Origin of the sequence: Rossellomorea aquimaris, from assembly GCF_003315075.1 — a bacterium.
Lineage (GTDB): Bacteria > Bacillota > Bacilli > Bacillales > Bacillaceae_B > Rossellomorea > Rossellomorea aquimaris_C.
Genome location: NZ_QNRJ01000001.1, coordinates 256,942 through 274,917 on the forward strand (window position 1 = coordinate 256,942; position 17,976 = coordinate 274,917).

At 40.1% G+C, this 17,976-nt stretch carries 14 protein-coding genes; 8 read left to right on the plus strand and 6 right to left on the minus strand.

What is annotated here, in order from left to right; genetic code table 11:
• Positions 1 to 116 precede the first annotated feature (116 nt).
• Positions 117 to 3,194, plus strand: coding sequence for a GNAT family N-acetyltransferase (locus tag DET59_RS01280; RefSeq protein ID WP_113967786.1), 3,078 nt, complete (start codon positions 117 to 119; stop codon positions 3,192 to 3,194).
• 125 nt (positions 3,195 to 3,319) lie between these two features.
• Here the strand turns inward: DET59_RS01280 and DET59_RS01285 are convergent, their stop codons facing one another.
• The 3 genes from DET59_RS01285 to DET59_RS01295 form a co-directional block, all read right to left on the minus strand.
• Complete coding sequence (locus DET59_RS01285) at positions 3,320 to 3,511, minus strand: twin-arginine translocase TatA/TatE family subunit (RefSeq protein WP_113967787.1); 192 nt, start codon at positions 3,509 to 3,511, stop codon at positions 3,320 to 3,322.
• Between the two features lie 50 nt (positions 3,512 to 3,561).
• A complete protein-coding gene (locus tag DET59_RS01290; protein ID WP_113967788.1) occupies positions 3,562 to 3,762 on the minus strand; it encodes a hypothetical protein in 201 nt (66 codons plus the stop codon).
• Positions 3,763 to 3,875: 113 nt separating this feature from the next.
• Positions 3,876 to 4,202, minus strand: a complete 327-nt coding sequence (locus DET59_RS01295; protein ID WP_113967789.1) for a hypothetical protein — start codon at positions 4,200 to 4,202, stop codon at positions 3,876 to 3,878.
• A 187-nt stretch (positions 4,203 to 4,389) separates the two neighbouring features.
• On the opposite strand from DET59_RS01295, the gene DET59_RS01300 reads away from it, so the two are divergent.
• Complete coding sequence (locus tag DET59_RS01300; protein WP_113967790.1) at positions 4,390 to 4,971, plus strand: STM3941 family protein; 582 nt, start codon at positions 4,390 to 4,392, stop codon at positions 4,969 to 4,971.
• A 60-nt stretch (positions 4,972 to 5,031) separates the two neighbouring features.
• Here DET59_RS01300 and guaC read toward each other — a convergent pair whose 3' ends face one another.
• Positions 5,032 to 6,015: a GMP reductase gene (gene guaC, locus DET59_RS01305; protein ID WP_113967791.1), complete on the minus strand. Its 984-nt coding sequence runs from the start codon at positions 6,013 to 6,015 to the stop codon at positions 5,032 to 5,034.
• A gap of 265 nt (positions 6,016 to 6,280) precedes the next feature.
• On the opposite strand from guaC, the gene DET59_RS01310 reads away from it, so the two are divergent.
• A complete protein-coding gene (locus tag DET59_RS01310) occupies positions 6,281 to 6,832 on the plus strand; it encodes a 2'-5' RNA ligase family protein (RefSeq protein WP_113967792.1) in 552 nt (183 codons plus the stop codon).
• Between the two features lie 77 nt (positions 6,833 to 6,909).
• Entirely contained in the window at positions 6,910 to 7,059 is a 150-nt protein-coding gene (locus DET59_RS21480) for a hypothetical protein (RefSeq protein ID WP_181778019.1), read from the plus strand.
• A gap of 88 nt (positions 7,060 to 7,147) precedes the next feature.
• Here DET59_RS21480 and DET59_RS01315 read toward each other — a convergent pair whose 3' ends face one another.
• The gene (locus tag DET59_RS01315) at positions 7,148 to 8,392 is read right to left on the minus strand and encodes a helix-turn-helix domain-containing protein (RefSeq protein WP_181778020.1); all 1,245 of its coding nucleotides are present in this window, start codon (positions 8,390 to 8,392) and stop codon (positions 7,148 to 7,150) included.
• Between the two features lie 250 nt (positions 8,393 to 8,642).
• Between DET59_RS01315 and DET59_RS22225 the strand changes: the two genes are divergently transcribed.
• Positions 8,643 to 12,710 carry a S8 family serine peptidase gene (locus tag DET59_RS22225; protein ID WP_113967794.1) on the plus strand — a complete coding sequence of 1,356 codons (4,068 nt, stop codon included), beginning with the start codon at positions 8,643 to 8,645 and terminating at the stop codon, positions 12,708 to 12,710.
• 117 nt (positions 12,711 to 12,827) lie between these two features.
• Here DET59_RS22225 and DET59_RS01325 read toward each other — a convergent pair whose 3' ends face one another.
• The gene (locus DET59_RS01325; RefSeq protein ID WP_113967795.1) at positions 12,828 to 13,787 is read right to left on the minus strand and encodes a nucleoside hydrolase; all 960 of its coding nucleotides are present in this window, start codon (positions 13,785 to 13,787) and stop codon (positions 12,828 to 12,830) included.
• A gap of 173 nt (positions 13,788 to 13,960) precedes the next feature.
• On the opposite strand from DET59_RS01325, the gene DET59_RS01330 reads away from it, so the two are divergent.
• The 3 genes from DET59_RS01330 to DET59_RS01340 are packed head-to-tail and all read left to right on the plus strand — an operon-like array spanning position 13,961 to position 17,543.
• Positions 13,961 to 14,347 carry a MerR family transcriptional regulator gene (locus tag DET59_RS01330; protein WP_113968027.1) on the plus strand — a complete coding sequence of 129 codons (387 nt, stop codon included), beginning with the start codon at positions 13,961 to 13,963 and terminating at the stop codon, positions 14,345 to 14,347.
• Positions 14,344 to 15,864, plus strand: coding sequence for a class I adenylate-forming enzyme family protein (locus DET59_RS01335; RefSeq protein WP_113967796.1), 1,521 nt, complete (start codon positions 14,344 to 14,346; stop codon positions 15,862 to 15,864). The genes DET59_RS01330 and DET59_RS01335 overlap by 4 nt, the downstream gene beginning before the upstream one ends.
• Complete coding sequence (locus DET59_RS01340) at positions 15,861 to 17,543, plus strand: acyl-CoA dehydrogenase family protein (protein ID WP_113967797.1); 1,683 nt, start codon at positions 15,861 to 15,863, stop codon at positions 17,541 to 17,543. Before DET59_RS01335 ends, DET59_RS01340 begins: the two co-directional genes overlap by 4 nt.
• Positions 17,544 to 17,976 lie beyond the last annotated feature (433 nt).

Genomic DNA, 17,976 nt, shown 5'->3' on the forward strand with positions numbered 1-17,976 from the left:
AAAATCTTTCCAACTAAATGAAAGGAGGCGATGACGATGATTAAAATCGTCGATGCAATGCAAAAAATCAATAAGTATGAGGTTATATATATTAAAACCTAGCGTAGGAGGACATTATGAAGACTACTGTAGAGCAAGTGAAAATCGTAGAATATCATGAAGGATTAGCAAAAGGAATCGCGAAAATGTGGAATGAAAGCCGTGAAAACTGGGGTGGAGATTCCGTTGTCACCACTGAACAAGACGTTAAAGATAAGGAAGCTAACTCCACAAATCTCCATCTCTTTTTGGCAATGGTGGGAGATGAAGTGGCAGGCTACTGCGGATTGTCTGAATACCGTGAGGACGAAGGTGCCCTATATATTCCTCTTCTGAATGTGCACCCCAAGTATCAGGGCTTAAAGATCGGCAAACAACTCGTACTGAAAGCGTTAGAGAAGACTGTGGAATTAAAATGGCCAAGACTGGATTTATTTACGTGGGCGGGTAATACAAAAGCCGTACCTCTATACAAAAAATGCGGATTCTTCTGGGAAGAGCGCGATGACTCCGTTCATCTGATGAACTTCATTCCGATGGTGCTCCAAATTGACTGGCTGAAACCGTTTTTTGATAAGCATGATTGGTATACAACGAGTCAGCGTTTAATTGAAATCAAACCAGATGGCCTGAAAGAACGAGATCATACTTATTATGAATACAAATGGGAAGCAGGAAATGAGTTCGTCCGTATTCAATTCGAACGAACGGGAAGAGGCATTCGCTTAATTGAAACGCAGGATTTCTTAGCGGAAATGAGGTTGCCTGACTTTAAGTTGCTCGAGAAAAAAGAACACGATGTGACTTATCATGTAGTGAATCGCAAAGAGAATCCGGTTGAAATCGCCCTAAGAGGAATATCATCTCCTCATGTAAAGCATGAATTCCATGAGACTATTTTAGTGGGGAAGAACTGGATTGGAGAATTCCCTGTCAGTGTCGACATGCCAACTAGTCAACCAAGTCCCTGGAAGACTCACCCGACAGTCGGGGTGACAGTAGAGGTGGACGGTCATTCAATCCCATTTGCACTAGGGGTGTTTCCTAAACAAGCGGGGAAACTTCATTTAAGATCGGTAAGAAAGAATTGGAGATCCCATGGTAAAGGAATGCTCTATCTTGATTTGGAAAGCCAATTGGAAGAAGAAACTACCTGGACAATCAAACTGCCTGTAAATAAGGTAGTAAAGTGGGAAACTTCAGAAGTGATGGCAAAAATCGAAGGGAAAAAGAGAGTTTCGATTCCACTTCCGATCCAGCTATTGAAAAATGGGTTTTTGTCAGAAGACGTGAATGTAGAGGTTGAACGAAAAAACGGGGACGTGCCTACTTTTTCCACTAGGCTGTCATTGGCTCTACCGGGATTTGGGGCGAAATTTGGTGGCGAGACAGAAGAGCATTGGATCGGGTTTAACGGTCCCCACTACGTAGAAATTGAAAAACGAAACCATATCGTTAAAGTAGGCTCTATCCATTCAATCCAAGATCCGATAACTTTCTTCACTCCTAAATTCGGAAAACCCTATAGTGAGGAATTTTCTAAGAAAGAAGCATCTTCTCTAGAATATATTGAGCTTCCTGAAGCTTTTGTGATGAAAACAACACTAAAGTCGGATGCATTTTCCTCCATGCTTCTGAACACCTATTTTAAGATTTACGGTGATGGCTTAGTGGAAATCAAACATGAAGTCGTGAATGCCGGAGAAGATGAAAGGAAGCATCTTTCCCTAATTCAGCCTGTTTTCATTAACTTTGAAGGAATGGCTATCCCACAAAGGAATGGGGTCTTAATCGGGAATGAGTCACTGGTTCCTTTCATGGAGTATATTAATGATAAAGATATGGCTGAACGTTGGATTTTCACAAGGTCTTCAAATGGAGATACTCTCGGTCTTGCTTGGCCGGAGGAAGCTCTTGGAAGAAAAGATGATTGGCGAATGGCTCTTGAATATGAGATCGACCTGGTACAGTCCCAGGAAGAAATGAGTTTAGGTCCCATCCAGGTCGGGATCAATACTTCCAACCACTGGTCTAAGTGGCGGGAGTTGGTGTTGGGTGATGAAGGGAACATGAATGAGCTGCCCCTGTATACTTTGGATAAAACAGGAGGAGATATTATTTCTTCTGTTGGTGAAAGGGAAGATTATTCATTCCAATCCATGCTTACTCCTTATATTCATGGTACATTAACCGTTCATTCAGAAAATGAAACTTTCGTTGAAGAAGTGGATAAAGCTGATTCAGTAACCCGTTTGAATCTTGGACTTGAGCATTCTTCACCAGGCGTCAAATGGATAGAAGGGGAATTCGAGTCCAAAAGTCACTTCGGAAAAGTAGAAGTTATGCAACTTGTTAAGGGGAAGAGGGAAGTGAAGGTTGAGAGGAACGAAGATGTCTGGTCTGTAGATAATGGCGTCATTTCGTTTAAAGCGTCATCTGTTTATTATCCTGGTATCTATTCCTTATCGATTGACGGGAAGGAAACGTTGGATCATCAATATCCAAACCCGGGTCCACGGGCATGGTGGAATCCGTGGGGTGGAGGTATCAGATACTCTTTACAATCCGTTAGTTCCTATTCAATGTTGAAAGAGAAAACGGCCATCGGATCTGTAACAAAGTTGGATCAACACGGTCATCAGTGGGCAGGGATTTGTTTGACAACAGAATTTAAGGAGCATGAAAAGATGAAGGGGATTGTTCTTCGTCAATATGCGTTAACACTACCAGAAGTGCCGGTCCTGGCTGTATACGCAGAGATTCAGCAGGATTCAGGAAGAACGTATACGAACGAATTAGTGGATGTGGAGGCTTTCTTCAAGACTGGTGAAACGTTAACATCCAGTTTCGTTAATCTTCCAACACAAGGAATGGTCCATAAATACTATGCAGGCGTTGAAGAATTTGTATTGAGAGATACACCATTTATTACGGTTGGGTCGGATGATCACCCAGAATCTGTGACATATGTTCACCCAAGTACCAAAAAACGGTCAGAAGCATACTTAAATCAAGATGTTCTTCTAGTAGCCTCAACAAACGAGTGGTCTGCAGCAACGGGAGAAACCATCGTAATTGAACCAACCATTCTATTTCATGGGGAAACTCGATCCGCACAAGCAATCAAGCCACTACAAAACATTCGATTCACCTAAATAAACACCACGCGAACCTGCCTCTGCCGTAGGTTCGTGTTTTTCATTGGGAGGGACGGACCTCCCAATGCGCCAAATTGAGAGATTCGGTCTGTTGGAGGTCCGTCCCTAACTGTTAAGCCATACTATTGATCTTGATTGATATTCTTTTCACCCTTATGGTTGGTATCCTCATCTTCCATCAATCCACCGACCGCCTGTTTAAATTCTCTCAAAGAAACACCGGCAGCTTTTCCGAGCTCTGGAAGTTTGCTTGGTCCAAAGAATAAGAGTGCTACGAACAAGATAATCGCTATTTCACCGAAACCCAGATTCATTTTTATTTCCTCGCTTTATTATAAAAGTAGTTTCAGTACATAACTTTACTTTAACTTGCTTTTAAGTCGAATATTTCAACTATATCTTTCCACTTAATCATCATATCCCAAGAGAATCGAGGGACGGATGAGATGATGCTATTTCCGCTCATTTCTCCAGATACAAGTATCGTTCCAACAAAGCTAAGAAGGAATAGAGAACAGAAGACATAACAAGCAATGGATTCCTTACGATATTCATAATTTCTCATATGAATGCACCTCAGTTTTATATAATTTTCAATGACCGATGTTTATTTTAAATAGGCACTGCAAATAAACTCTTAACTGCAAGAGAACACACGTTGTTTATGAGTGTAAGGAATCAGAGGTAATTTGAATGGGACATGACTACTTCAAGAAAGCCCAGTGAATCTGGAAAAATCTCAATGCTAAATAGACATCCAGCCAAAGGGATTAATTTGAAGTGTAATGTTGGAAGAATGGAAGTTTTATTAGAAGCCATACCATCTTGTTTATGAACCAGTGAAGGGACCACGTCGAGAATCATGTCTGCATCGGTTAAAAACACATGGTCAGAAATAGTAGCCACATCATCAAAACTTAAGAATACCGGGCTTTGATTCTGTTGTTGAACAGAAACTGTCCCTAACACCATGCTCAATACCATCAATAACAACAATCTCATCACAGTCCCTACACCTCCCAAGACAATATTAAAACTAATTATAGCTTAATTTCCCCCGGTGTCTATAACAAATTAAGAGGGACGGACCTATACCAATATAGGAAGGCACACGGAGCGTGATTTTCACCTTTTAGAGGTCCGTCCCTCAAGAGAGTTTAGCTTTTGTTTTAGCGGGTATAGGAGATTGAATATGTATATTTATGGAAGGGGATTGGAGATGGAAGAGAAGGCTGTTCATTTTTATGAATCTAAGAAAAGGTTAAGTTTGTTAGCGATTGGTTGTATATTATTTGTCCTTGTGTGTTTGTATTTATCGTTTGAATTCTTCTTTGTTGATGTTAACTACTTTATGGGGATCGTTGGTGCGTTGGGAGGTTTATTTTTTCTCTTTTGCTTGATTCAGATTTTTAAAAAGCTTTCCTATAATGTGCCTCATGTAAGCCTGACAGAGGAATATCTTATTTTAAATGTGTTACCGGAACATCCCGTTCATATCAGATGGGAAGATATTGAAAGTTATATTCCTTATGAGATTTACCGGAATGCTTTTATCGGGCTCATTCTGTCCAATGAAGAGAAATACCGTGAGAAAATGCCGGATAAGCTAAAACGCATGTCTAAGATCAATGTGAAAATGGGGTATCCACAATACAATATTGTAAAAGGCAATCTTAAAGAGCCCCAACAGTTACTTGATAAATTAAACCTTCGTATCCCTCACACAAAATTGGTTTCTGGAGGAAAAGGTGTTTCTCCTTCGAATCCACTATGAAATGAAAATTTCCACTTAAAAAGGTGAGCATCAATTGCCCACCTTTTCAACATTTCACTATTAATATACTTTATCACCATTAAAGATTGAATTCTTTACTACTACATAATCCACTGTTCGGATTGCTTCAAGCTTCGTCCCACCAGCATAGGAGATAGAGGATTGAAGGTCTTGTTCCATTTCGGTCAACGTATGTTCCAGTGACCCTTTATGTTCAACAAACATTTTTTTACCTTCAACATTTTTCTTTTCGCCTTTTTGGAACTCTGAAGCTGATCCAAAGTATTCTTTGAAGAGCTTGCCGTCTTTTTCGATTGTATCTCCTGGAGACTCTTCATGGCCTGCAAATAGGGAGCCGATCATCACCATGGACGCACCGAAACGAATGGATTTTGCTATATCACCGTGGGTACGGATACCACCATCAGCGATGATTGGTTTTGTAGCGGCTTTTGCACACCAGCGTAGTGCAGCCAGCTGCCAGCCACCTGTACCAAATCCGGTTTTGATTTTCGTAATACAAACTTTCCCTGGTCCGATTCCCACTTTTGTAGCATCAGCACCAGCATGCTCCAATTCTCTTACAGCTTCTGGAGTACCAACGTTCCCGGCAATCACAAAGCTCTCAGGTACGTATATTTTTATGTGTTGAATCATGCTGATTACCGCATTGGAATGACCATGTGCAATATCGATTGTTATAAATTCCGGTGTCAGCTTTTCTTCAGCTAATTGCTCTATAAATGCATACTCTTCATCCTTAACACCTACAGAAATAGAAGAAATCAGGCCGCGGGACTTCATATCTTTAATGAAAGAAATTCGTTTTTCAGGCTCGAAGCGATGCATGATATAGAAATAATTGTTTTCAGCTAAATATACAGCGATTTTTTCATCAATAATGGTTTGCATATTGGCAGGTACGACAGGTAACTTAAATGTATGTCCACCCAGGGTCACACTCGTATCACATTCAGAACGACTGTTAACCACACATTTTGCAGGAATTAATTGAATATCTTCGTAATCAAATACATTTTCCATTATTACACCCCTAAACACGAATATTAAAGTTTATTTATTTTATAAATGTTCGTCCATAAGGTAATTTACATCATTTTCTTATCGATGTCAAAGATTTTTGTCGTTATAAGAGAAACGACTGTAGATTTCAGCACACATTCTTGATTCAACAAATATTTAAGCGTTTGCAAGTATGAGTATATGAACCCACTGAGAGAGAGACTATGTTACAGTAAAGGAAGTAAGGCTTATGAACAATCCGTACAATAGGAAAGGTGGTTAAGCCATGTACTGGGTAATCGCTCTATTCGATGAAAAGACTGAACAGTTGATACAAGAAATATGGAAGGAACTAACCGTTAAAGATATTTCTTACTATGAGGAAGAAATCAACGATGCACGTCCTCATATCACAATAGGAAGTTATAACGAATTAGATAAGCAAAAATACATAAAAGCATTAGATGAGTATTATGAACATAAAAAACCGATCGATATCACCTTTAACACCGTAGGTTCATTTCTAAACTTCGGAACTCTATTTTTCTCCCCGACCATCACAAGAGAATTACTAAACTTTCATTCGGATCATCATGATTTCTTTCACGACTTCAATGAATCAGCTAATCCACTCTATCTTCCTGACAAATGGATTCCACACTGCACTTTAGCCAATAAGCTTTCGCCGGAAAAATTATCTCAGGGATTTAAGCATTGTTTAGAAAGAGGAGACACCATTAAAGCGAAGATAACTGGTATTGCTTTAATTGAATTAGTTGATGATTCAAAGGATTGCATAGACGCTCCGATCGTTTATTCAAAATCATTATTGGAGTAAACTGCAGCATCTGTAGAGGTGATTATTGTTTGATTATGGTATCCTAGCGAAGAACGACTCTTCAAGGGGGTATACCAATGATGGAACTAATCAATATTATTTTATTCCTTTTATTCATCGCATGTAGCATGGAGATTTTCGCAATGGGAAAACAACAAAAACAAATGAATGCAACCATCCAGGAGCTGAGAGACGATATTAAGAAATTAGTGAATCACGACAGGTAGTAGAAACTGCAGATGCTTGCTTTAACTCCCTGATTCATATAACACACAAAACGCAATGGAAATCGCTCCATTGCGTTTTGGGATGAGGTTATACAAATTGATTATTTTTCCGGAACTTTTCCATCAGACCTCTGGCATACACGTTCGCTTTCCCCACATCTCCTTTTTCCATATAATAATCAAACAGCAAAACGCCGTAATGCTCCATTGGGAGAACGTAGCCCATTTCCTGAAAATGAGGATAGGCTTTATCTTCCAAGTATTCAAAATACCCTTTTTTGTCTTCATTGACATTCAATTTGTGTAACGTAAAGAAGTGATAGAACGTTTTGTTTTCAGTTTTTTTGGATAGAGTCAAGCCTTCTTCTATAATTTGAAGTAACTCATCTTTCGAGGTCCGTCCCTCTTTGGTAAGGGCATTTATGTATCCTTCTAGTGAACCGAGGTAGTTTGGGTCCTGGGGTTGACGGGTGTTGACGGACTTTTTGTAGAGTTCGCTTGCTGACTTGAATTCTCCACTTCTTAGTTGGTGATAGGCGTAGTTATGGTGAAGAAGTGCTCGTTGGTGCTCCAATTCGTAAGCTTCTGCCATGTCTATTAATCGTTGGTATTCTTTGCTTTCCACATTGGAATCATCGGATTGTTCAAGTTGGAGTAGCATAAGCATCTCTGACTCGATCATCCGGGAGAAACTGCGCATCTCTACAAAGAATTGCAAGGCTTTATTCGCATAAAAATAGGCTAATACATTTGAATGAATGGAATGGTAGGCAACTGCTAAATCATAAAAACATTCCCGATTTGAATAGTCGTCCAGGCTAATCTTCTTAAGCACTGAAATGGCTTTGAAGTAATCGTGGATTACCCTTATGTGATAAATTCCATTAATATGCAGCAACATATTATGCTCATATGGACTAAGTCCTGACCACATCTCCATTTCTTCAATAAGACGTTTCGCAAGTTGATTTTCCCCGGAAAATAAATGATATCGAGAAAGAATCAGAGTATACGTACGATAAAAATCCTGAATCTGCAATAAATGAAACCCTTCCAGTCTTTTCTTTATGGAATTTGCCTTGTTCTGCAGCTTCTTAATGATTGATTCATGCCATTCTTTAAGAAGGGAATCGATACTCTTATAATTCTCTATTTCCTTTTCCATGTGAATTCCTAATCGTTCACTTAATAAGTGTATTGTTTCTTTTGAGACCTCAGTAAGTCCTCGTTCTATTTTACTAATATGGGTAGTGGAACAAATTCCTTCTCCCAAATCCTTTTGTTTAATCTCTTGTTGTTCTCGATAGAACTTGATAATTTTACCTTCCAGCATGATCTCATCCCCTTTGCATTCGTTCCAATTCATCCAATATTATCATAACCCCAATTAAAAATTGTCCATTTAGTAGTTTTTCTATTAATTACCGACAGAAAATAGGTCTATGTCAATTGATAATGTGATTGCAATTAGTCATAAAGACCTAATTAAAACCCCGATAGCTACTGAACTGAAAGAATACTAGAATATAGTTGTACTACTATTAAGAATACTTGTTAAATAAGAAAAGAAAGAGGTAGGAATTATGAATCCATACTCAATCGTGAAACGATCGGCAGTGATCGCCCTTTCCACGGGTTTACTGTTATCTCCGGTCAATACCTTGTCCACACCCACCGTTACGGCAACGGACTTGAAATCAGAAGATATATTAGCATCTTTAACAGAAGAGCAAAGATTTGCTTTGAAACAGTTGGAGTTAAACAAATTGAAGGGTCTTCAAGGCTTCAATGAAAGCGAATTGAATTCTGAAGAAGAAATCACGGTCATTGTTGAATTTCACTCAAAACCATCTGATGTAGCCGTGTTAGAAGCTGCAGTAGAAGGGAAAAAGTTAAAGAAAGAAGAAGCTAAAGCGAAAGTCGACAACGAGCACAATGTCTTTAAACAAGATGTAGAAAAGCACCTATCAAATCTAAACAATAAAGAAAAAAAAGCATTGCCAGAAATCACACAAACATATAAAACCGCCTATAATGGAGTGGCTATAAAGCTACCAGCCAATCAGGTAGAACAGCTCCTTCACTCAAAAGCAGTCAAAGCAGTGTACAAAAACCAAACATTTATGGTTGATCCCGTTAAAATGGCATTGCCGACAGATATTGATCGTAACATCACCACATCGGTAGAGAGCCTGCCTTATTTAAAAGTAGACGAATTACATCAAGAAGGGATAACAGGGGAAGGAATCAAAGTAGGTGTTCTGGATACTGGAGTGGATTATAAACATCCAGATTTAAAGGACGCTTATAAAGGCGGATATGACTTTGTTGACAATGACAATGACCCAATGGAAGCAACATATGAAGATTGGAAGGATTCCAGTCAGCCGGAATTAAGTCAAGTAGGCTCTACTTATTACACTTCACACGGTACACATGTATCAGGAACCATTGTCGGACAGAACAAGAACGATAGTGAAGTATCAGTTGAGGGAGTAGCCCCTGATGCTGATCTATATGCTTATCGCGTACTTGGTCCATACGGAAGTGGGTCCTCTGAAGGGGTCATAGCAGGGATTGAAAGATCTGTAGTAGATGAGATGGATGTTATCAATCTATCACTTGGCGCCAGTATTAACGATCCTTATTATCCAACGAGCACTGCGTTAAATTATGCTGTACTTAATGGGGTAACCACTGTCGTATCAGCCGGAAATTCAGGATCTAATGATTTCACTCTTGGATCACCTGGTACAGCAGCACTGGCATTAACTGTTGGGGCCAGTGATGTACCGGTTTCACAAACCACTTTTACAGGAGAACTACCAGGTGGATGGTCCACGGATGTCATCAGCATGGGAAGAGGATTTGCTCACCAATTTGCCAGCTTGGATGATAAGTCCCTTGAATTAGTGGATGTAGGCTTGGGTAATATGAAAGACTATGAAAATAAAGATGTCGAAGGAAAGATTGTTTTCGTACAACGTGGCGATTTTGCTTTAATTGACAAAGTTAGGTTTGCCAAAGAAAATGGGGCTGAAGCGGTCATCATGTACAACAATGTGGAAGGTCACGTTGGTTATAATCTAGGCGAATCTACTCACTTTATTCCTGCTTTCTCCATGACCAAGAAAGCTGGGGAAGAGTTGAAAGAAGCAATTTTGAATGGAGAAAACACTTTCACATTTAGCAACTTAGAAGAATCTTTCTCAGAAGGGGACAAGTTGGCAGATTTCAGCTCAAGAGGCCCAGTTAATAAAAACTATGATATGAAACCGGAAATCGTCGCACCCGGCGTAAGTGTCCTATCCACCTTCCCTTCCTATATGGTGAATCCAGAAAATCCGGAAGACTATAAATATGCTTATGCAAGATTGAATGGAACTTCAATGGCGTCTCCTTTTGCCGCTGGTGTGGCCGCGTTACTTCTGGGAGAGAATTCTGACCTTGAACCGTCAGATATCAAAACTATCCTTATGAATTCCGCTGATCCATTAAACGAAGATTACAGTGTGTTTGAAGTCGGAGCAGGTAGAATCGATCCTTATCAAGCACTTCACAGTCAAACGAAGATACAAGTAAATGATGAAACATTGCTTCCAAACGGAGAAAACCTGATCACAATCAAAGAACAAACCGGCGGCTTAAGCTTTGATAACCAGATCGTTTCAGAGGGTTCTCACATTCGGGTCAAAAAGACACTCGAATTCACAAACGACAGCAGTGAAAAAAAATCATACAACGTAGAGGTTTTAGAAAATGTTCAAGAAGGAACCAATAGTCTAAAGGAAAACGGCGTACAGGTGAATGTTGACAAATCGATTAAGGTCAATGCCGGGAAGTCAAAGAAATCAAATGTATTCCTTACAATGCCGAAGACAGCAAAAAAAGGTATTTATGAAGGATACTTAGTCATTTCCAACAGCAATGATTCTAGTGAAAGCTACCGGGTTCCTTTCAGCGTGAAGAAATCAGAAGAAGGATTCAACTCACTGGATTTACTTACACCAGCAATTACCCCATCACATTATAATCATGCATATGATCAATACAGAACGACGACGGCATTGGTGTTATTCAATTTAAGTTCACCAGTTGACACGTTGGATGTCATCCTACAAGATGGTAAGTCTGGAGAGGACCTGGGCTTGATCGGAACCCTGAATTTGAATGGAGCAGAAGACAACCGTGATTATTTCTTACAAGCCTTTAACGGCAACTACTATAAATTCACGGGGGATAAAAAGGATCCCGTTGCATCGGAAACGAGTATTGCCCAACCTGGTCATTATAAACTGAAATTCATTTCAACCTTACCAAGCGGAAAACAGAAAATCATTATGCATGATTTGTTCATTGATATTGAAGCTCCCGAAGTGAAAAGTTCACTCGACAGTGAATCTCCTTTCATTGAATACAAGCCTGGACAACAAACAGTGCCATTTGAAATGGAAGTGACAGATCCTAACGTTGAAGCTATGCAAAATGCCGGATTGGATATTGATCAATCGTCCAATTTCGCGGTTTACACCTATGGAGCTCCATTCCCTAACGGTCCTATCTATATGGATAAGAATGGGAAATGGAATGAAGAAGTAGAGATGAACGAAAAAACTAAATCCCTTTCATTCAATCTGATTGGTTATGACGCCGCTGGGAATCAGGCGAAATGGAAGGAATACTTCTTCCTGAAAGAAGGTACTCCTGTTACGTATGCAAAACACAATGTAGAAACTGCGAGATCAGGAGATATTTTAACTGCTTCACTCGTGTTAGATAATCTTGATGGGGTGAAAGAAGCGACCTGGTCGTTTGATAATTCAGGAATACAACATGTATACCTTGTTGAAGCTGCCTTAACAAATGAAGTAGAGGATTATGCATCCATTGAAGTGGATGGAAATCAAGTGAAAGTGAAATTCGATGAAAATAAAGCATTTGACCAAATAGAAGTGGTTGATGTAAAAGTAAAAGTCCAAGACGAACTATTCTATCCTATTGGATTCATCAAACCTACAGCTAAGATCATCAATGAAAACAATGAAGAGCAGACCTTGCTCAGTGCCGGTAATCGCTACAATCTAAAACCTAGATTTAACCGCGTTCAAGGAAACTTGATACCAGAAGGTTATCTTGTTGAAAGTGGAGGTTTTGCTGGATACAGAGACTGGGCAAAAGTAGGAGCTTCAATTAAGGTAACAAATCCTTCTGGGTATGAACTTAATGCTTCCGACTTGTTTAATGGGAATGCACGTTTTGAAATTGAGCCTCTACCGTTAAGTAATGATGCCTATACATTTGAAGTAAATGTTCCAGGACATTTTATTACAAAATACGATAAAGCATTTGGGTTTGAATACAAAGGGACATTATACGGTAAATCAGATACTATCGGCATAAGTTTAGTAGGCGGGGATGTAAACCAAGACCATGTAATCGACATCCATGACGCTATTGCGATTCAGGAAGCCTGGGGTACTGATGAGCGTGCGGCAGATATCAATTTTGACACAGTAGTGAATGAAAAAGACTTGAGCTTTGTTGAGAAGAACTATTTGCAGCAAAACGAAGACGCAACGAATCCACCAGCACCTACCGATTCTTGGAATGGAAAAACATTGGAATCCATAAAAAAAGAATTAGGACTTTAATCCATTTAGCTTATTGTAAGTTGGTAGGGGGTGTACGAAATGAAGAAGTTATCATATGCACTGCCTGAAGTAAACACCTGATAAAATCCTAAAAGGAATGACCTCTTTCTGAAGAGATCATTCCTTTTTTCTCTCAAATGATTCCCCGGTCATCACATTCATAAATCGTGCGAAAAACATCTCATACTCGAACGAAAAGGCAATCCGATGCTTTTTTGCTGTTTCTTCAAACTGAATATACGGTCTGATATCAGCAATGCTTTGTCCACGGTGGATGCCAGTGCTGGAAGTCACTATATGAACGGGGAGATTTAGAAACCTGAACATGTCATCATTAACTGCTGACATGAGGGTGATAGCATCATGTACAGGGCTTCCTTTAATCAATGGATTTCGCTTCTTATAAAAACCATAGTAATAGTCCAACAGGGGCTTAACAAGCTTCGATCGACCTTTATACTCGATGTAATCAACCATTTCAGGGGTTACAATCGCATGGTCAGTTACGTTTAAAGGGATGATGGTAAGATTATTCGCATATGTCAAAACAATTTTAACTGCAATTGGATCAGAATGAAAGTTTGCTTCGGATACCGCCGTTACATTTCCAGGTACCCAGAACGCTCCCCCCATAATATAAATCTTTTTTACTTTGTTCATAAGAGTCTGGTATAAGATGAACATATTCGCAAGGGACGTCAGCCTTCCAATGTTTACAATGATCAGTTCATCCCCATATTTCTCAATCAATCTAATAATCTCAAAGAAATTTTCAATAATTCCTTCATACAGACCAGGCTTAATTGGTCCAAGTCCATATTCTCCGTGTATTTCAGGATAGAATTTAGGCTGCTCTGCAGTCATCGGAACCTCTGCTCCACCAATAATCGGAATCTGATCTTTAAGGTTCAACAGTTTCATGAGGTAGTGAACACTTGCCACAGCAAGGGATCTGGGGACATTTCCATAATCAGCTACGACCCCGACAAGTTCAATCTCTTCACTCAGATAGGAATAGATCAAGGCAATCGTATCATCGATTCCTATATCCGCAAATAACAATACCTTCTGCATGATTCATCCACCACCTCGGCAATATTTAATACTAGTATATGGAAAACAGCACTCAGATTATGTGTAATGATACCCCTCCCAAAGAACCAAAAACTTTTTTAAAACAGGTTGAACTTTACGTTAACGTCAATGGTAAACTTGAAGTATCAAAATTTTCTAACAAAGAGATGATTACCATGACATACACGATAACTCAGCTGGCAAAGGAATTTAACGTAACGACACGTACGATAAGGTATTATGAGGAGCTTAATCTGTTGCAACCGTCAAGGAGCGAGTCAGGAAGGAGGATCTATTCGAAGAGTGATATCACGAAATTGAAATTGATATTCAGGGGAAAACGATTCGGCTTCTCCTTGGATGAAATCAAAGAAATGATCCAATTATTTGATCAGGACAGAACCGGAAGGAAGCAATTAGAACGCACGATTGAATATGGAACCAAACGAATCGAGGAAGTGACAACCTTTATTGAAGAGCTTGAAGCCATGAGAACGGAAATGGAAGAACTGAGGAATGAGTTTATCAAAAAATTAAATGAGACAGGGGAGACTTCAGAGTGAATATTTCACGTTTATTGTCACGAAATGCCCGTAAATATCCTACACATCAAGCAATAGTAACAGAGGGAAAAGAGTTGACGTACCAAGAACTTAATGAAGCAGTTAATCAATTTGCTTCTAGTTTACATCATCGCGGTATCGGCCTTGGAGATAAAGTGGTGTTATTTATGCCAAACACGAAGGAATTTGTGATCGGCTACTTTGCCGTTCTCCGGCTAGGCGCGATCATTGTCCCTGTCAATGCGAAACTGACACAAGGAGAGCTTCAATACATAGTGGATCACAGCGATGCGAAAGCCATTCTCGTTCACGAATGGTTATGGGAGACCTGTAGGGATCTAAAAACCGATGACCTATTGTGCGTGAAAACAGGAAATGCCCAAGATTCATGGGAATCCTTTGAAACTTTATTAAAAGAAGGAAGAACAGATGAAATCGATTGTCGATTAACCGAAGATGATGAAGCGACAATCCTTTATACATCCGGCACTACGGGTCAGCCCAAAGGCGTCCTGTTCACGTATCGAAACATACTTACTGTATCCACGATGATGTGTGTTGAATTTGCAATGAAGCCAGAGAGTAGAATACTTCATATGATGCCTCTCAGTCACTCTGCACCACTTCACCTTTTCCTGGTTGCAGGCACATATGTGGGAAGTACCCATATCTTATCACCAACCTTCACACCAGAGAGTTTGCTCAAGCTTGTCGATCAAGAGCGGATTACCCACTTCTTCGGAGCACCGGTTGCCTACCTATTCACTGCCAAAATGCCAAACATCAAGAGCCATAACCTCACCTCAATGAAATACTGGGTCTACGGAGGAGCACCCGTATCATCCGAAGAGATAAATATTATTAAAGAAAAATTAGGGACGGACCTCCTCCATTGTGTATACGGACTAACTGAAGCTGGCCCAAGCGGGACTTTATTAACCGCGGATGAACACCTTGAAAAAGGGGGAAGCATCGGCAAGAGAGGAGCTCTGGGGACCGACATCATCATCGCCAATGAAGAGGGAGAGCCGGCCGGGGTCCATGAGGTAGGAGAAATACTCCTTTACGGAGAAGGAAATATGAAAGAATATTACAAAGACCCGGAAAAGACAAAAGAGACTTACATGAACGGTTGGCTGAAAACTGGGGACCTCGCGAGGGTGGATGAAGACGGATACATCTGGGTGGTCGACCGGAAGAAGGACATGATCATTTCAGGTGGCGTTAATGTCTATCCTAAAGAGATTGAAGAGCAATTGGTCCAGCATCCAGCTATTTCTGAGGTGGCAGTAGTCGGTGTCCCTCATCCAGAGTGGGGGGAGACCGTAAAAGCATATGTTGTAAGTTCCCTGGATGGAGAAAAACTTGACCAGGAATGTAAAGCTTATCTAACTGGAAAACTGGCAAGCTACAAAATCCCGAAACTATATGAAGGAATTCCGACACTACCGCGTAATGCAACAGGTAAGATTTTGAAACAAGTATTGCGCGACGAAATACAGGAGGTGAAATCATGAAAAAAATTGAAAACTTCTATCGTGAAGACCCTCATTTCAAGGAACTCATGAAGCAATATCTGGACAAAGATTTTTTCGGCTGGGCTGACCAAGAGCTGGACGCATTCGGTGAATTGTGTGCAGGGGAAATTGATGATCGAGCGGTACACACTGATCGTGAAGGACAGCCAAGGCTTATCAAATACAACCGACTAGGAGAAGAAATCTCAGAAATCTGGGTGAATGAGGGCTATAAGAAAACAGTTGAACAAACATATAACAGGGGGATTGTCGGATATATCCATAAAGACATTCCTGCATTCGGTCGCAAAGGGAACTATGTGTATTCCTATGCACAAGGCTATCTCTTATCTCAAACAGAACCTGGATTTTATTGCCCGGTCACTTTATCCATGGCTACTGCTTTGCTTCTAGAAAAGTATGGTTCGGATCAGGTGAAAAAAAGATTTCTGCCCCATGTGCTCTCAACAGGTGAAGTGGAATTATTTGAGGGAGCTACATTCTTAACGGAACGGCAAGGAGGGTCAGATGTTGGCGCCAATGATACAAAAGCGATTAAAAATGGTGATTCCTATCAGCTTTGGGGTGAAAAGTACTTTGCCTCTAACTCAGGAATGTGCGGAGTGGCCATGGTGCTTGCCCGAATAGAAGGCGCTGGCAACGGAACAAAGGGACTCAGCTTATTTGCGGTTCCATGGCGAAAAAATGATGGCTCACTGAACGGAATTCGTATTCGAAGATTGAAAGATAAATTAGGTGTCCGAGCGGTGCCGTCAGCTGAAGTAGAATTTGAAGGAGCAGACGCTTATCTTGTAGGAGAACCGAACCGGGGCATCTACTATATGATGGAAGCCCTCAATTTATCCCGTGTCTGTAATGCGATTGCCTCGATTGGCATTATGAGGAGAGCCTACATGGAAGCTCGGAATTATGCCTTCTATCGGGAAGCATTTGGGCAACCGTTGACTCAATATCCGATGATCAAAGAGACACTCTCTCGTCTTGCAGCCAAGCAAGAGGTAGAAACAAGTGCAGTATTTCATCTCGTCCACCTGTTTGATCGTGTCGTTTCAGACGATACCCCGACGTCAGAAGAAGAAATGATCCTAAACAGATTACTTATTGCCATTTTGAAAAAGGAATCAGCAGAACAAGCGATTCATTTCTCACACGAAGCCATTGAAATGCACGGAGGAAATGGCTATATCGAGGATTTTGTTTTGCCTCGCTTACTTAGGGATGCCCAGGTATTGACGGTGTGGGAAGGAACAGCAAATATTCTAGGACTTGAAGTACTGAGATTAATGAATAAGCACCGGGCTCATGAGTACTTTTTGGTCAAAATGAAAGAAGAGTTATCCAATTTGCCAGAAGAGCTCCTGTTGTTTAGCACCCCAGTTACAGAAGGTATCGTAAAACTAGAACAATTATTGGAAAAAGTAGCATTGGGGGACATCGACACGCAAACGTATCATTCAAAACGAATCGCTGTGTTAATGGCCAATATATTCGAAAGTGTCATCGCACTTAAGGATGCCCATACAATGGGTGGAGGTAGGAAGCGAATGATCGCTGAGGTGTTTATCGAGCATACATGGAAACAAACCGAATGGATTGACGAGGAAATGAAATCGGTACAATATTTCGATGAAATTGTTGGTGTAAGTGTAAGCGTGTAAAAAATAATTGGCCCCTAAGCTCGGTTGGAGTTTAGGGGCTTGTATTATTTTTCGCAACAGCAGGGACAATCACATTCTTTTTTCGTCTTGCATGTGCAGCGTTCACATGAACACTCTTTTTTAACCAAGAAAAGCACCCCCGATATGACTTTTGTTAATAATCATCGTAACCAAAAATTTAATATTAATTCATTCAGGTTGAGAATAGGGTGAATTTAGAATGAGTTTTAGATTTTTTATGTAAATCAGGTTATCTCTTTATCTCTTACTATAAATTAGGTCATAGATTGAAATAACTGACTATAATAATGTTATGGTAACTAAGAATTCCGACAAAAATTGAGTTATTTACAAATAATACAATTCAATATCCATATGTTTACATATCAAATCAATTAAGGTAATATATGTAATTGGAGTGACTCATAAAAAA

Bases quoted from the DNA above. Each gene is read 5' to 3' on its own strand.
- DET59_RS01310 (WP_113967792.1), top strand. From the start codon at position 6,281: ATGTACTGGGTAATCGCTCTATTCGATGAAAAGACTGAACAGTTGATA.
- DET59_RS01290 (WP_113967788.1), bottom strand. From the start codon at position 3,762: ATGAGAAATTATGAATATCGTAAGGAATCCATTGCTTGTTATGTCTTC.
- DET59_RS01315 (WP_181778020.1), bottom strand. From the start codon at position 8,392: ATGCTGGAAGGTAAAATTATCAAGTTCTATCGAGAACAACAAGAGATT.
- DET59_RS01285 (WP_113967787.1), bottom strand. From the start codon at position 3,511: ATGAATCTGGGTTTCGGTGAAATAGCGATTATCTTGTTCGTAGCACTC.
- DET59_RS22225 (WP_113967794.1), top strand. From the start codon at position 8,643: ATGAATCCATACTCAATCGTGAAACGATCGGCAGTGATCGCCCTTTCC.
- DET59_RS01340 (WP_113967797.1), top strand. From the start codon at position 15,861: ATGAAAAAAATTGAAAACTTCTATCGTGAAGACCCTCATTTCAAGGAA.
- DET59_RS01280 (WP_113967786.1), top strand. From the start codon at position 117: ATGAAGACTACTGTAGAGCAAGTGAAAATCGTAGAATATCATGAAGGA.
- DET59_RS21480 (WP_181778019.1), top strand. From the start codon at position 6,910: ATGATGGAACTAATCAATATTATTTTATTCCTTTTATTCATCGCATGT.
- guaC (WP_113967791.1), bottom strand. From the start codon at position 6,015: ATGGAAAATGTATTTGATTACGAAGATATTCAATTAATTCCTGCAAAA.
- DET59_RS01300 (WP_113967790.1), top strand. From the start codon at position 4,390: ATGTATATTTATGGAAGGGGATTGGAGATGGAAGAGAAGGCTGTTCAT.
- DET59_RS01330 (WP_113968027.1), top strand. From the start codon at position 13,961: ATGACATACACGATAACTCAGCTGGCAAAGGAATTTAACGTAACGACA.